Annotated in this window: 10 protein-coding genes; 8 read left to right on the top strand and 2 right to left on the bottom strand. The window is 54.6% G+C overall.

Features of this window, described 5'->3' with window-relative positions:
- Positions 1–90 precede the first annotated feature (90 nt).
- From FYC48_RS21370 to FYC48_RS21355, 4 genes are all read left to right on the top strand, one after another.
- Complete coding sequence (locus FYC48_RS21370; protein WP_149498834.1) at positions 91–3,198, top strand: DUF1592 domain-containing protein; 3,108 nt, start codon at positions 91–93, stop codon at positions 3,196–3,198.
- Between the two features lie 117 nt (positions 3,199–3,315).
- Complete coding sequence (locus FYC48_RS21365; RefSeq protein ID WP_235034354.1) at positions 3,316–4,650, top strand: DUF1552 domain-containing protein; 1,335 nt, start codon at positions 3,316–3,318, stop codon at positions 4,648–4,650.
- Between the two features lie 92 nt (positions 4,651–4,742).
- Entirely contained in the window at positions 4,743–5,549 is an 807-nt protein-coding gene (locus FYC48_RS21360) for a glycerophosphodiester phosphodiesterase (protein ID WP_200836670.1), read from the top strand.
- A gap of 49 nt (positions 5,550–5,598) precedes the next feature.
- Positions 5,599–7,248 carry an ExeM/NucH family extracellular endonuclease gene (locus tag FYC48_RS21355; protein ID WP_149498833.1) on the top strand — a complete coding sequence of 550 codons (1,650 nt, stop codon included), beginning with the start codon at positions 5,599–5,601 and terminating at the stop codon, positions 7,246–7,248.
- Between the two features lie 158 nt (positions 7,249–7,406).
- Here FYC48_RS21355 and FYC48_RS21350 read toward each other — a convergent pair whose 3' ends face one another.
- Positions 7,407–8,171 carry a hypothetical protein gene (locus FYC48_RS21350; RefSeq protein WP_160149685.1) on the bottom strand — a complete coding sequence of 255 codons (765 nt, stop codon included), beginning with the start codon at positions 8,169–8,171 and terminating at the stop codon, positions 7,407–7,409.
- A gap of 457 nt (positions 8,172–8,628) precedes the next feature.
- Here FYC48_RS21350 and FYC48_RS21345 point away from each other — a divergent pair, with 457 nt between their 5' ends.
- Positions 8,629–9,870 carry an NAD(P)/FAD-dependent oxidoreductase gene (locus tag FYC48_RS21345; protein WP_149498831.1) on the top strand — a complete coding sequence of 414 codons (1,242 nt, stop codon included), beginning with the start codon at positions 8,629–8,631 and terminating at the stop codon, positions 9,868–9,870.
- A 176-nt stretch (positions 9,871–10,046) separates the two neighbouring features.
- On the opposite strand, the gene FYC48_RS21340 is transcribed toward FYC48_RS21345, so the two are convergent.
- Positions 10,047–10,388 (bottom strand): hypothetical protein, encoded by a 342-nt coding sequence (locus FYC48_RS21340; protein ID WP_149498830.1) that lies wholly within the window; start codon positions 10,386–10,388, stop codon positions 10,047–10,049.
- Between the two features lie 735 nt (positions 10,389–11,123).
- Between FYC48_RS21340 and floA the strand changes: the two genes are divergently transcribed.
- The 3 genes from floA to FYC48_RS21325 all read left to right on the top strand — a co-directional run bounded on the left by floA (position 11,124) and on the right by FYC48_RS21325 (position 14,919).
- Complete coding sequence (floA, locus tag FYC48_RS21335) at positions 11,124–12,155, top strand: flotillin-like protein FloA (RefSeq protein WP_390622152.1); 1,032 nt, start codon at positions 11,124–11,126, stop codon at positions 12,153–12,155.
- 39 nt (positions 12,156–12,194) lie between these two features.
- Positions 12,195–13,046, top strand: a complete 852-nt coding sequence (locus FYC48_RS21330) for an alpha/beta hydrolase family protein (protein ID WP_230779660.1) — start codon at positions 12,195–12,197, stop codon at positions 13,044–13,046.
- A gap of 469 nt (positions 13,047–13,515) precedes the next feature.
- A complete protein-coding gene (locus FYC48_RS21325) occupies positions 13,516–14,919 on the top strand; it encodes a WD40 repeat domain-containing protein (RefSeq protein WP_149498829.1) in 1,404 nt (467 codons plus the stop codon).
- The last annotated feature ends 141 nt before the right edge of the window (positions 14,920–15,060 follow it).

The following is a 15,060-nucleotide window of genomic DNA, read 5'->3' as shown; positions in this document are numbered from 1 at the left end:
AGTACGGATAGCTCGCTAGAATTGTCCGGCTTGCCAGCATCGAAATAGGACTACAATGGCGGTCCCACCACCCAAAATCCCACCTGTCCTATGCCCTTGCGATCAAAACGCCCCTTGGCCCCGCGAACCTATCGCCGGAGGCTGGTTTCGCCGACGTTGTTGAACGTTTTGCCGTTCGGTCTGCGGTCGCTCGCTCATTCACGCTCGGTCGTCTGTCTGATTTGTTTAGCCGCCTTGGGGGCGTTGCCGCTGGCCGCACAGAAAACAGGCGAGCAACAGTCAAACGCGCGACATGATGTTCCGGAAACCTCCGAGCAATCGGATGCGAGCTTTGCCGACGTCATCGAGCCCGTTTTGCAAGCCTACTGTGTCGACTGCCACGGACCGACCGATCCGGACGGCGCCTTGGATCTGACCGCGTTTGATGCAGGCACGCCGATCGAATCTCACTTCGCCGTGTGGGATTTGATCCGCCAGCGGGTGGCCGACGGTGAGATGCCCCCGGAAGACTCGGGATACGAACTCGAACCGGAAGAGAAAACGCAATTCCTGATGTGGTTGGGGCAGCGTCGCGACGATTTTATCCGTCGACATGCAGGCGACCCCGGCGAGGTGCTGGCCCACCGGTTAAGTGCGGCAGAATACAACTACACGATCGCAGACTTGACCGGTGTCAATTTGCGACCGGCCGATAGCTTCCCGGTTGATCCTTCCAACACCGCTGGCTTTGATAATTCGGGTGAGTCACTGATGATGACCCCGTCATTGATGTCCAAGTACATCGATGCGGCTCGAATGGTCACCGATCACTTGCTGTTCTTACCGGACGGGCTGGCGTTCGCTCCGCATCCGGTGGTGACCGATACCGATCGCGATAAGTATTGCGTGCGGCAAATCGTTGATTTCTATGAGTCACAGAATACCGAGGTCGCCGACTACCTGATGGCACTGCGGAGCTTATTCGAAGATTTCGATCGACGATCCGGAAGTGAAGTCATCGGCGATCGCGACGTCACCGCAATCGCCAAGCGGTATGGTTTGAGTGCCAAATACCTGACGCAATTGTGGACGGCCATCGGGATCGAAGAAAAGCATCCCGCAGGCCCACTGGCTCAAATCGCTAACCGTATCCGATCATTACCCGGAGACGACCTTGGGCCGGGGGCGAAACAATTGGCCGACGACATTGCGAAGCTTCGAGACTCGCTAACGTTTGAGTTTCCGCACTTGCAAGTCTCGGGGATCAACAAGGGGTCCCAACCGTTAGTGTTGTGGCGAAATCGGCAAAAGGCGTCGCACCGGATGACGATGAACCCCGAAGCCTATGATCGATTGCGAGCCAAGCGTTTTAGCGAGATCGCTTTGGTGGCCGGCGCTGGGAAAGTCGAGGAGACCGCTGAAGAAGACACGGCCTCCGGTCAATCAAGCAAGACGCTGCGGCGAGACTTTGAAACCTTTTGCCGTTTGTTTCCAGATCGTTATTACGTCGATCGTCGTGGCCGCGAGTACGTCAATCGAAAGCCCAATGATTTCAATCGAGAAAGTGAGTACCGGCTGTTGAGCGCCGGATTCCATAGCATGATGGGATACTTTCGCGATGACCAACCTCTCCGAGAGCTTGTGCTCGACGCATCACAGCAGGACAAACTCGATCGCTTGTGGTTTCAGTTGAACTTTGTTGCCGATGTTCCTTCACGACAGCACTCGGGGTTCATTTGGTTTGAGCGGGCGGAAGGACGCTACCTAGTCGACTCGGAATTTGACGCCTTTCGATCCGCCGACCGACAGGCGACATCGCCCGAAATGATCGAGGCGTTGGCGGAGGTCTACATTGCCAAGGCCGAGCGAATCGGTGCCGGCGACGAAGCCCTTGATGCGATGCGGTTTCACTTCGACGAAACCAAACGAAAAGTTCTCTCCGTTACTGACGCTAAGGCTGCCGCGGTCGAGGCCCAAAAACGGCACTTGTTGCGATTGGTACAACGCGCATTTCGTCGACCGTTGCAATCCGCCGAGCGACAGGACATCCAGCAGTTTTATCAGCACCTCGTCGAAGTCGACGGACTGAGCCACGAAGATGCGGTCCGCGATGTGGTTGTCAGCGTTTTGATTTCGCCGCACTTCTGTTATCGGGCACACCCACCGCGACAGGTGGGCGACTTGGTCCGGCTTGACGGATACGAGCTGGCTTCGCGATTGAGTTATTTCCTGTGGGCGAGTCTTCCCGACCGGAGGTTGCTCGACTTGGCCGCCGCCGGAACATTGACTGATCCCGCGGTGCTTCGTTCCGAAAGCAAACGGATGCTGCGAGATGCCAAGGCCGAACGCCTTGCGATTGAGTTTGGCGGTAATTGGTTAGGTTTCCGCCAGTTCGAATCGCATACCGGTGTGGACCGCCAACGCTTCAGTCAATTCGACGACCAGCTACAACGCTCAATGTTCGAAGAGCCGATCACGTTTTTCGCCGACTTGCTAAAACGAGATGGGCAAGTGCTCGACTTTTTGTACGCCGATCATACCTTTGTCGACGCGACGCTCGCGAAACACTACGGCATCGACCAAGCGATCGACGCAAACCGGTGGGTGCGGGTCGATAACGCGTCGCGATTCGGTCGCGGCGGAATTTTACCGATGAGTGTTTTCTTGACCAAGAACTCGCCAGGGCTGCGGACCAGTCCGGTCAAACGTGGCTTTTGGGTCGTGCGACAGTTATTGGGGACACATATTCCGGCCCCGCCGCCGAATGTCCCGGAATTACCCGAAGACGAATCCAAGCTAGGTGAGCTAACGCTGCGCGAAGTTTTGGCGAAACATCGTGAACACAAGAGTTGTTCCGGTTGCCATGAAAAGTTCGATTCGGTCGGATTGGTTTTCGAGGGCTACGGGCCGATCGGAGAACGTCGGGACACTGATTTGGCAGGTAATCCTGTCGACGTCATTGCGGACTTTCCCGATGGTTCGAAGCACTCCGGAGTCGACGGACTGAAGGACTACATTCGATCAGAGCGGCAGGGAGAATTTGTTGACAACCTTTGTCGCAAACTCCTCGCTTACGCGTTGGGGCGATCGCTGATCGTGTCCGACGAGCCGCTGATCGAATCGATGAAACACCGATTGCAAGAACAGCAGTTTGCCTTTTCGACAATGGTCGAAACCATTGTCACCAGCGAGCAGTTTCTGTTTCGCCGAGGCCATTGATGATGACGTTTTCAGTCACGGCAATCAAAGGTTGTGGCGTTTCGTCGTCCCGCTCGGTTTTCGCTTCGCGTCAGGAAGCGATGTTTGACTCCGTATCCAAAAATGAGACCAACCACCATGCACGATCAAACCACAAGCGACCAGCGGCTTTCGCGTCGATTGCTATTGCAAGGCACCGGCGTTTCGATGGCATTGCCTTGGTTGGAGTCCGTCGCCGTTTGGGGTGAGGAAGACTCCGACGACGCATCGGCATGCCCGCAACGTTTGGCGATCATGTTCATGGCCAACGGTGTCGCTTACAACCATTGGTGGGCCAAAGGTAACGACGCAGAGATGGAGTTGGGCGATTGCTTGACTCCGCTGGAACCATTCAAACAAAAGCTGAATTTCATCAAGGGGCTGTACAATCCGGCCGCTGTTGGCGTTGGGATTCACCCCGGTCAAACGGGGAATTTGTTGTCGGGGGCAAAGCTGCAAAAAGGCGCCGAGCTTCGCGGCGGAGTCAGTATGGATCAATTGCTGGCCAAACATGTTGGCGCCGAAACGTTGCAGCCAAGTTTGGTGTTGGGATGCGAGCAGCCGACAACGGGGTACCACGAAACCAATTTCTCGATGGCGTATAGCTCGCACATCTCTTGGCATGATGCGACGTCACCGGTGCCGATGGAAACCTATCCCGCACTCGCATTCGATAGCCTGTTTGAAAATCGCGGTGCGATGCGAAACCGCAGTGTGCTTGACCGTGTCCGTGAACACGCCGCCAGCTTGCAGCGACGTGTCAGCCATAGCGATCAAGCGAAGCTGGACGAGTACTTGACCAGCGTCCGTGAGATCGAGAAACGTATCGAACGGATGCGACGACTGAGCGACAAGGCCGCCGAAAACGCTCGCAATAAGTCACAGGCAGCGGCGAAGCTTTCGCGTCCCGACAGTGGCCTGCCCGAAGATATTCGCGATCACATGCGTCTGATGTGTGACATCATCGCGACCGCGTTTCAAACTGACAAAACGCGCGTCGCGACACTCTTGTTGTGCCGTGATATCTCCGGCTTGATCTATCCGTTCCTGGACGTCCGTCTGGCGCACCACTTGGCGTCCCACCGTGATACGACTGACGATTATTTGCGAATCTGCCGTTACTATATCGAACAAGTTGCCTACTTGGCTGGCAAGCTCGAAGCGATGCCCGAAGGCGATTCTACAGTTTTGGATCATTCGATGCTGATGTTCATGTCCAACATGTGGAGCGGCAAAAATCATGACAGTTCCAAGGTGCCGTTAATCCAAGTCGGCGGATTGGCTGGGACGGTGCCAACAGGACGAACGCTTGACTATAGCGATCGGCCCGATGACGAACGCAAACTTTGCAACTTGTATTTGTCGTTGATGAATCGGATGGGAGTGCCTATCACCGAATTCGGCGATTCGACGCAACAACTCGCAGGGTTTTAAGGACGCCAAACCTGCAAACCAGAATACGAGCCGCCGGTAAAAAAAAACTTCCTGAATCACAACTTGCTCGCAAGACTTTAAAGGACAGACCCTTGAAATTCTCGACCGTTTTCCTCGCCTTAATTGTGACCATCATGGTTGCCGATTCCGCGAATGCCCAGTTCATCGTCGCCCACCGGGGAGCGTCCTTTGTCGCGCCGGAGAATACGATTTCAGCGTTCAAACGCGCCTGGGAATTGAACGCCGATGCGATCGAAGGTGATTTCTATGTGACCAAAGACAATCAGATCGCTTGTATCCACGACAAGACGACCAAACGTACCGCTCCCGGTTCACCCGAATTGAAGGTCGCCGATTCGACGCTCAAACAATTGCAACAGTTGGATGTCGGTTCATGGAAAGATCCACAGTATGCCGGTGAACGAATTCCGACCCTGCAAGATGTCTTGGGGACGGTTCCCGAAGGAAAGCAAATCTTTGTTGAGATCAAGTGTGGCGTCGAGATTTTGCCACTGATGCAACCCATCTTGGAGCACTCGGGCTTAAAGGATGATCAAATCGCGATCATCTGTTTTGACAAGCAGGTGGTGACCGAAGCTCGCAAGTTGATGCCTCAGTACCGTGTCAATTGGCTGACCAGCTATAAAAATGGTAAGCCGACGATCGCATCGGTTGTCGAAACGTTGCAGCGAACCAAGGCATCCGGCTTGGGAAGCAAGGGCGACCTTTCGGTGATCGACGAAGCTTTTGTCGAGAAGATTAATCAGTCCGGAGGTCAGCTTCATGTTTGGACGGTCAATGACCCCGCACAGGCACGTCGCTTCGCCGAACTCGGTGTCGTCTCGATTACGACTGACAAACCAGACGTGATTCGTGAGAGTATTCGCATCTTGAATTAGCCGTCACGTTTCACGTCCAAGTCACCACTTCTCCACCAATTGTCTGATCATGTCCACGCGAATTCGTTTTGGGATTCTACATCGCGGTGCCGCCGAACGTTCGATCATCGCCGTGCTTGCGGTAGCAGTGGTCGCGTTGGCCACGTTGTTGCTTCGTGATGTCGATGAAGTCGAACACGATGGCGGTGCCGGTGATAGTGGGTTGGCCGATAGCAACGTCACTGCGGCTCCGGAGTTTGAAACACGGCCCGCCAATACGCCGATCGAAGCGTCAGGGGATCCCGCTTCGAATCCGCCCGTCGAACGTAGTGATGTTGTCCATCTGACACGGCAACTGAGTGATATCCGTTGGAAAGACTACATCGGCCAAAAGGTTCGTTTGCCGGGAGAATTGGTGGTGGTCGACAACTACAACTTGGCCCGCAACGGACAAATCAGCGTCGCGCCGCGGCGGCTGTTCGTCCCGACCGAGACGATCGATCCCAACGATGCGTCGGCCGAAGGGAATAGTGTTTCCGGCAAGACGAATGCCAAAGCAGTCAACCAACTGCAGCGAACGAACAACGCCAACTGGATCGTGATCGAAGACGGCGTTAAGCGAAGTAACCAGTATCCGGTCCCATTAGTTCCTGCGTTCGGGACGGATTTGCCAACGCTCCGACTTGGTTCCAAAGTCAAAAACTTGGTGGGGACCATCACGGAAGAACGTGGGCGGTACTATTTGATTCCGGAGTTGCCGCTTGACCTCGTCCCGGCAGAGCGTCCCGCACGTCCGGATGTCGGTGCTGCCGATGTGACTGTCGCCAGTTTTAACGTCCTGAATTACTTCACGACACTCGATGATGGGTCTAATGGAGCTCGAGGCGCCGACAATCGTAAAGAGTTCGAACGGCAAACAGAAAAGTTAGTCGCCGCGATCGTCGGACTCGACGCGGATGTAATCGGGCTCATGGAACTGGAAAACAACCTCAAGTCCGAACAATCGCTGGTGGCGGCGATCAATCGAAAGCTTGGCAAGGATGTCTATGTTGGCTGCGGTCTGCCCGACGGTTTTCGAGATGCCCCCGGCGGTGGCGATCGAATTCGTGTCGGCATGATCTATCGACGTGATCGTTTAAATGCAGTCGGAGCTCCCGAGATGATCGTTGACCGCGCGTTTTCCAATGCCAGGACACCGTTACTCCAAACGTTTCGCGCCACTGAGGGAGAAGCGTCGTTCAGCGTAATCGTCAACCATTTTAAATCCAAAGGATCAAACGAAGCGGCCGGCGCCAATCGCGATCAACGTGATGGCCAAGGTTCGTACAACGACTCACGAAAGTCACAGGCACAGGCACTCGTTAACTACCTCCGCGATCGTAAAATCGAAACGCTGGTGATTGGCGACCTAAACGCGTACAGCCAAGAAGATCCGATTGATACCCTGCGAGCCGGTGGTTTGGTCGATGTCAGTCAAACGAAGTCAACCGGTCAGTCCTACTCGTACGTTTATTTTGGCCAAGCTGGATCGCTCGATCACTGTTTCGCAACACCGGCACTTGCGACTAAGGTTACCGGGATCGCCGACTGGCACATTAATTCAGATGAGCCACGGTGTTTGGATTACAACACCGAGTACGGACAGGGTGTTTATTACCGGCCGGACGCGTTTCGATGTTCTGACCATGACCCGGTTTTGATTGGCTTGGAGCTTCGCTGACGCTTCGTCAACCTTTCAAGTGGTTGTTTGCGGAATGGAGCTTGCGACGGTTCCCGGGCAACAACCGGGGCAAACGTCCGTCGTCGGTTTTGACCCAGCCTGAATTCCGATGGTGGGAGGACACGAGACCGGCGAAAACGTTTGTCGCAAGGTATGCACTATCGAACGGGAACGCAGGCGATCGCAGCAGACTCGGCTTTTTGAAGCATTTCTAAGTCTTGCCTCGTGGGGTGATCCACCGCGAACGCTTCACTCAAGTAGCGATGCAGAGGATGAGGAATCCGTGCCAGTGCACTCGGCGAAGGCTCCGTCTCTTCGGTGGGAAATGCGGCGATGGGGATCGGGCTGAATTGGTGCTCGGCGTGCTCAACTTGAAAGAACGTTGTCGGTGATCGAAGATTAAAGCGTCGCAGGATCGCTTTGTATTGGGCCCTAACTTCGGCGGCAGAAAGTGTCTCCGTGGTGATGTCGTGAGGCAGTATTTTCTCAGGCAGTGTCTTCTCAGGCAGCGTCTTGATGACCTGCGTTGGGATGCATTGGTCATCGAGTGGGGGCTCTTGGTGACTGGTCAATGTCACCAAGCCGTCTTCATGGCCGGTCTCGATCGGACGCATCGCTAGCTGCAGTTCGCAGTACCGATTGTTTCCATCGGGGTTCAGGATAAAAACCGGCGTGCGGTATGGGCGGTCTCCTGAGTCCAGACGGTGTGCGGCCGAGTAGACCACTCGTTGGTCGTCTTTGACGAAGAATTCATGGTGTCCGAGTGGCAACGTCAGTCGCCGCGAGTGGCCTGATTCGACTCTGCCCGCGTAGATTCCGTCGACAAAGATTGTGACGGGGCGATCGTGTCCGTTATCCAAATGGACAAAGGCTTGTGACACTTCCTTGCATCCCGAAGGCACCAGCAAACAGATGGCGACCATCGTGGCCAGAACGATAGAGCGACAGTTCATGTTCTTGAACAAGATCAATCAATGAGCGATCGAAATTGTGCCTGTGATGGGTAATAAGTCCGGTTTCTCGATTGCAACGTGGCGTTCAGACCGACGTGGCCTGACACGATCAGTCTCGCAACACCCTAGGTCGCAAACATGGCTCTGGTGGCGGCATCGTTGGGAAAGCGTCATCGGTGGGACAGGTCATGACGGATAGGCGAATTGTCACACCGCAATGGTGGGCTGGTTTCGTCATTTAGGGCAGTACTGCGGGAGCTTTTCGAGCTGGTAGAATGGGAAAACGAAGGTAGGAAAGCGCGTTGCGGTTCACCCTCATTCACGGTTACCCTCGTATCGGCGAGAACGTCGCAGAAGAATAGATTTTGCTGCGGCGGATTGCTCACACTTGTGGATTTAGCACTCGGATTGACAGGATTTTGAATCGATGAAGTCAGCGTACGATTGCGTTGTCATTGGTGCCGGCCCTGGCGGTGGAGCTACCGCTTCGATCACGGCCGAAGGCGGATTGAGCACCCTGTTGATCGAACGCGAACACGTGCCACGGTTTCACGTCGGCGAGTCGCTGATGCCTGAAACTTACTGGCCACTACAACGTTTGCAGCTGAATGAAAAGGTCAAGGAATCTGGCTGGCAGGTGAAGAAAAGCGTTCAGTTCGTTTCCGGCAATGGGAAAGAGTCTGCCCCATTCTTTTTCCGAAAGCATGACGAACGCGAGTGCGCCGATACCTGGCAGGTCGAGCGAAGCGAGTTTGACAAGATGCTGTTCGATCGCGCCGCCGAGTTAGGTGCAGAGTGCTACGATGAAACTCGCTTGTCGGATGTGATGTTCGATGAATCGGGACGCGCCATCGGCGTTTCCGTTCGTGATCGAGATGGGAACGTTCGTCAGATCAATGCAAAAGTAGTCGTCGATGCGACCGGGCAACAATCGTTTCTCGCAAATAAGCTTGGGCTCAAGAAAGTTAATCCGGATCTGAAGAAAGCTGCGATTTGGGGCTACTACCGAGACGCTATTCGTGGTGACGGCGACAACGAAGGTGCGACGATCATCATGCAAACCGAGTCGAAGAAGTCTTGGTTTTGGTTCATTCCACTTTCTCGCGGTATCACAAGCATCGGCTGCGTTGGTGACAACGATTACTTACTCAAGGGACGTGGCCCACAAGAGCAGACTTATCAAGAAGAACTAGCAATTTGCCCCGGCTTGCAATCTCGGTTGAAGGATGCCACTCAGCTTGGTGGCTTGCGAACGGCAAAAGAGTTTTCTTACATGTCCACTCAGCACGCCGGCGATGGTTGGGTGCTCGTCGGTGACGCATTGGGGTTCATCGACCCGGTGTATTCTTCCGGCGTTTATTTCGCGCTCGAAATGGGCGTGCGTGCCGGTGATGCGATCGTCGAGGGCATTCGTAAAAATGATTTATCGGGGGCCCAACTCGGCTGCTGGACGGAAGACTTTCTAGAGGGCGCGCTATGGGTTCGAAAGCTCGTGCACGCGTTCTATAGCGATGAGTTCAGTATCGGCCGATTCATGAAAGAGCACCCCGAACATCGCAGTTGTTTAACGGATGTGTTAATCGGTCGTGTGTTTCACGATGGTGCCCGACAAATGTTTGATGACATGGAAAAGTCGATGGAGAAAGCTCGCACTGCGATGGCAAGTTGAGGCTGCGTTGCGATCGAGTCAGTCGATTTTTTATTTTCTTGTTCAATCGATTTCCGAAAGGCCATCGATCGCCTCTCGGTGCGCAAAAAATAACCAGCTTGCACGATTGACGTGCAAGCTGGCATTTCCGTTCGGTGATTCGAATGTGAAGTGCACGATCGATCGTCGTGTTCGACTCAGGCCCCAACCGCACCTGTCTGGCGCTCGCTGTGCGACACATTGTCTCGACTTGCTTCGACAACTGCGAAGCGTTCTCGCCATAAAAGCTTTTGCAGGAATCCCGGGCGACGTAGATTCGGGTCGTCAGATTCGATCGTATGTACCTTTCCGCGAGCAGTGATCAGGCGAAGGCGTCCGTCAGGTAGAACCTCGTCGACAACCCAAAATTTGTCGACGACGTAGCGATACGTTTCGCCCTTACTGGACGCAATGACCTGGGACGCACGACGCCCCGGTGTCGCCCCCTGTTTGCTCTTTCGATAAACGGCCCAATCGCCTTCTCGCCAATTAGCCTGCATAGGTCAAGTTCCTATCTTCTACTCAGTTTCCTGATTTGACTTTCCTGATTCGACTCAGTCCAAATTTCAATCTGTCGTCCGAAACCCAGCCCCAGCACTCTTCTGCGGCCAAAGCTTCGGAGTTCGTCGAACTGCCGATTGGCGTTCAACCTGGTACCGAACTCGAACAATGCATTTGTGCCGCGTCTACGTTCGATTCTGGGGCGGTGGAAATTCCCCGAGTGTGCCGGTTTGTCACCCCAGGTGATCGAAAGCTTTCGTAGCTCCCACCACGATCCGGACCCAACATTGAACCGAGAAAACAACATCCAACATCAAGTCCACTCCACCATCGCGTCTGGTCAATCCCGGGGGGGATCAATTCAACCATAGAGACAAACTTGGGCGTAGGACAGTTGAAAACATGTTGAAAACTGCATTTCAACGTTAGTTTCACGGTTTCTTTGCAAACGTGATGCCACTAATGCTCCGTCTGGGCCAAATATTGGGGGGCGACTCATCAGCCGACGGGCGTTCGCTCCGGTTATCGCACCAAACTTTGGCAAACGCCATGCGGCCAATCCTGATTTCAAAGGTTGACGAAGCACCGGCGAAATTTTTACCAGCGATTCTGCTGGATTGAAGTCTCGATGCGTGTTTGGATTCGGCCCATTAGGTTGCAGATCACTTCTCGAAGGCTCTACACTAGAGCTGATGTCTGTTGAAGGTTGTTTGTATGTTGATCGAAGGACTGTTATGACCGAAGCTGCCGTTGGATCACTGGAACGCTCGATGTTACTTGCTGACGCACGATTGTTAGCCGACACGTCCACGGTATCGGGCTTGGTGATCATCTTGATCGGGATCATGCTGGTCGTGTTCGGCATGATTTTTGGATTCTTTGTGCTCCGCTACGGCAAGCTCTGGATTCAAGCGTACATGTCGGTAGCCGACGTGAGTGCACCGAGTCTGATTCGGATGCATTTCACAAAGGTCAATCCCAACGTGATTGTCCAAGCAAAAGTGATGTCCGCCCAAGCCGGTTTGGACATCGGGCGTAAAAGTGGGATCAGTACCCGAAGGCTCGAAGCACACTACCTTGCCGGCGGGAACATCATGAACGTGATCCACGCGATCATCGCCGCCGCGCGAGCCGAAATCCCCTTGGACTTTGATCAGGCCGCGGCGATCGATTTGGCCGGACGCGACGTGCTCGATGCCGTCCAAACCAGCGTGTACCCGAAAGTCATCGATTGCCCCGATCCATCTCGCAGTGGCAAAACGACTCTCAGTGCGATCACCAAGAATGGGATCGAATTACGAGTTCGCGCCCGAGTGACGGTACGGACAAACTTGGAGCAATTGATCGGTGGTGCGACCGAAGACACCGTGATCGCACGGGTCGGCGAGGCAATCATTAGTTCGATTGGGTCAGCCGAAACTCACTTTAAGGTCCTCGAAAATCCCGACATGATCACTCGGGTCGTCTTGGAACGCGGGTTGGACGCACAAACTGCCTTTGAGATCGTCTCCATCGACATCGCCGATATCGATGTTGGCGAAAATATCGGCGCCCGACTGCAAAGCGATCAAGCGGAAGCGGACACCCGTGTGGCACAAGCACAGGCAGAGCGCCGTCGCGCAGAAGCGGTCGCCGAAGAGCAGCAGATGCGGGCTAAGGTCGCCAGCAACAAATCCGCGCTCGTCCTTGCCGAAGCCGAAGTGCCTCGCGCGATGGCCGAAGCGTTTCGCGCCGGTCGGATTTCCGATTCAACTCGGATGAATTAAATCGTGCGGACGACAGGGAAAGAGACGACTTCGTACCGCGTGAAGTTTTCGAGTGGTTTGGGGACGCACCAATTAGCCGGCATTATTGATCGTCCCAAAGATTGGTCGATCGATTCACGTGGTGATGCATCTTTGCCGCCAGCGGTGGTTTTTTCACACTGCTTCACCTGTAGCAAAGATCTAAAAGCAACCGTTCGGATTAGTCGCGCATTGGCAAAGGCCGGGATCGGGGTGCTGCGATTCGATATGACCGGGCTTGGCGGAAGCGAAGGCGAATTCTCTCAGTCGAATTTCACGACCAATCTCGCCGACCTCGCCTCAGCGATTCGATTTGCCCGCGATGAATTGGGGACAGTCACTGGCCTGATCGGGCATAGCTTTGGTGGGATCGCATCGTTGGTCACCGCGGCGCGGGCACACCAAGCGAGCGAGCATCATCTTGCCGAATTAGTTGACTTGTCGATGGTCGCGACGCTGGCCGCACCGAGTGACTCGGCGCACTTGGCGGTTCTACTCGAAAAAATGAATCCCGAGATCGTCAGCAAAGGTTCCGGGAAGGTCTCGATCGGTGGCATCGAATGGATGATCACCAAGCAGATGATCGACGATTTTCGTTCGTATCAGGTGGCCGATGTCTTGCCAACAATTCAGTGCCCGGTGTTGCTGCTGCATTCGCCGGTTGATGAGACGGTCGCGTTTGACCATGCCGTCCGCCTGATGTCGCTTCTCTCGCAGCCGCCCTCTGCCGAGTACTACGGTTCGACTCGGGAAGCAGCAAAGCCGGTTAGCCTGGTCGCCCTGGCTGGAGCGGATCATCTGTTGGCATCTAATCCCGATGACTTGGCCTTCGTTTCGGAATTGATCAGCAGTTGGTGCTGGCGATATCGATGAATGGTTCACACCATCGTAGCGGAAGCCGCCGAGGCTTTCGGTGCCGTGGAGTCACCATGACATGGGGGCTAGTGCTTCGTCAACCTTCAAAATAAGGATTAGCCGCATGGCGTTAGCCACGGTTTCGTTGCAATCACCGGAGCTAATGCCCGTTGGCTGATGAGCCGAACCGGTAATTTCAAATGGAACGATACCCTAGTTTTGTCGAACCATCTGCCCTTTTGTTACGACGACGCTGGAAAGAATCTTTTCAGTAGTGTGGCGTTTGACAGGAAAGATTGAGGAAGTCCGGCAACAAAGTTAGCGATTGTGTCGGACTGTCGGCCACCGATTGTGTTTTCTCCTACTCGCAATCGCTGAGCGGTCTTCACAAGGGAGCAGTCGCGACGTTTCGCAGCGCAGCGGTTGCCGCAAAGAGCTAAAGTGGTTTGAAAATAACTTTGCCATTGCTCTGAAGTGGGAGGGCGGAATGCGCGTTTGTGTTCCAATTCTGGTGATTTTGATCATCGCGTTAGGCGATACGACCGGGGTGCTAAGGCAAGCCTCCGCTGAAAATGGAGTAGGGCAGCACGAACTGGCCAAGCTTGCCGATTCGGTTCGGTATTCCGGGCAGCTTGAGCTTCTGGAGGTTTCCCCCGAAGGCAGCTCAATCGCCTTGGCCTGGTTTGGTGAGAATACGGGTGGCGAAAAAACACGTCAGCTCCAACTGGTTGATACGTCGACGTTTCAATCGGTCATGGCACCGAGCCCGATTGGCTCGAAGAACCGTACCGGTAGCTTGAGTTTTTCTCCCGATGGAAACTTGCTCGCTGTCGGTATCGATTACGGGGCTCAGATTTGGGACGCTGCACGGCACCGCCGATCGAGCACCCTTCCTGAGGGGCATCTTGTTTGGCAGGGGCAGTTTCACCCCCGCCGGGCTGAGGTGATATCCAACGGTGGGCAGCGGTTGATCGAACGCTGGCAACCGGGTAATCCAGTACCGATCGGCCAGATTGAAACGCCATACGATCGAGTCGTGCGTCTGCGGTTTTGCCAGAATGGAACGCGGTTGTTGGTCGTTGGTAATCGAGGCGGCAAGCAATCGCTTGCGATCCATCGTTTTCCCGGGTTTGAACTCGACGAGACGCTCCTTTCGGATTTACCGCTACGTTCAATCACCGAGATTCGGCTGTCCCCCGATCAAACCAGATTCGTTGCTTGTCGACCTCATGGGCGATTGGATCTTGGTGACATGACGACGATGACTCTAGAGGGCTCGATCAATTGCGGCGGCCACGTGCATCAGTACCGATTCGTCGGAAACGATCACCTTTTGGCGACCGTCGGAACTTCGCAGCTGGTGTGGATCAATCTTGACGAGAAGTCGGTCACGATCATTGCACGTCCCCAGTTGGCAACACCTCAGTTTTTGGTGTTGGATTCCCCGAAGCGATTGGTTGGAACGGTCGCGGAAACCGAGTCCATCACACGTCTGTGTGTCTGGGACCTGGTGCCGCTGCTTCCGAATGCCGTGGATCAGCAAATGTCGCCGTCTGTGCACCACGCACGCGGGGTAAAAATGTGTTTGGAGGACAAAGACTGGCGCCAAGGATTGGTTCATTTACGCCGATCGCCATATCCATCGATTGCAACTCTTGCGGCGGAGGATCTTGATGCCGGAGTTGATCCATTGGCACGGATCTCGGTGGCTCAGCAGTGGGTGACTTTTTCTCGGCAAGCGGAAAATTCTGATTTTCGACAGCTTGCGCGATCCGCCGCAGAAAAGAATTTGCGACAGGCGATCGGTACGAGCAAAGGGTTGACGCGACTCAGGGCTGAAGCGGTACTGAAAGAATTACGCATTGACGCGTCTGCTGAGAACGCCAATTGATTTGGCAGGCCGACCGAAACGCTCGGCGCATTCGGCTACGGGAGAAGCGCACGAAAAAACCCGCAGCGGCTGGCGACAGTCCGCTGCGGGTCTTCGTGATGTTTTGGTGGTGAAATTGAAGCGTTGCTTCCTGTTGAGTCA

This window comes from Roseiconus lacunae, from assembly GCF_008312935.1.
Taxonomy (GTDB): domain Bacteria; phylum Planctomycetota; class Planctomycetia; order Pirellulales; family Pirellulaceae; genus Stieleria; species Stieleria lacunae.
This window is presented reverse-complemented; position numbering and strand designations above follow the sequence as displayed.

Coding starts and splice junctions, on each gene's coding strand:
- FYC48_RS21325 (WP_149498829.1), top strand. CDS start 13,516: ATGCGCGTTTGTGTTCCAATTCTGGTGATTTTGATCATCGCGTTAGGC.
- FYC48_RS21340 (WP_149498830.1), bottom strand. CDS start 10,388: ATGCAGGCTAATTGGCGAGAAGGCGATTGGGCCGTTTATCGAAAGAGC.
- FYC48_RS21350 (WP_160149685.1), bottom strand. CDS start 8,171: ATGGTCGCCATCTGTTTGCTGGTGCCTTCGGGATGCAAGGAAGTGTCA.
- FYC48_RS21355 (WP_149498833.1), top strand. CDS start 5,599: ATGTCCACGCGAATTCGTTTTGGGATTCTACATCGCGGTGCCGCCGAA.
- FYC48_RS21345 (WP_149498831.1), top strand. CDS start 8,629: ATGAAGTCAGCGTACGATTGCGTTGTCATTGGTGCCGGCCCTGGCGGT.
- floA (WP_390622152.1), top strand. CDS start 11,124: ATGACCGAAGCTGCCGTTGGATCACTGGAACGCTCGATGTTACTTGCT.
- FYC48_RS21365 (WP_235034354.1), top strand. CDS start 3,316: ATGCACGATCAAACCACAAGCGACCAGCGGCTTTCGCGTCGATTGCTA.
- FYC48_RS21370 (WP_149498834.1), top strand. CDS start 91: ATGCCCTTGCGATCAAAACGCCCCTTGGCCCCGCGAACCTATCGCCGG.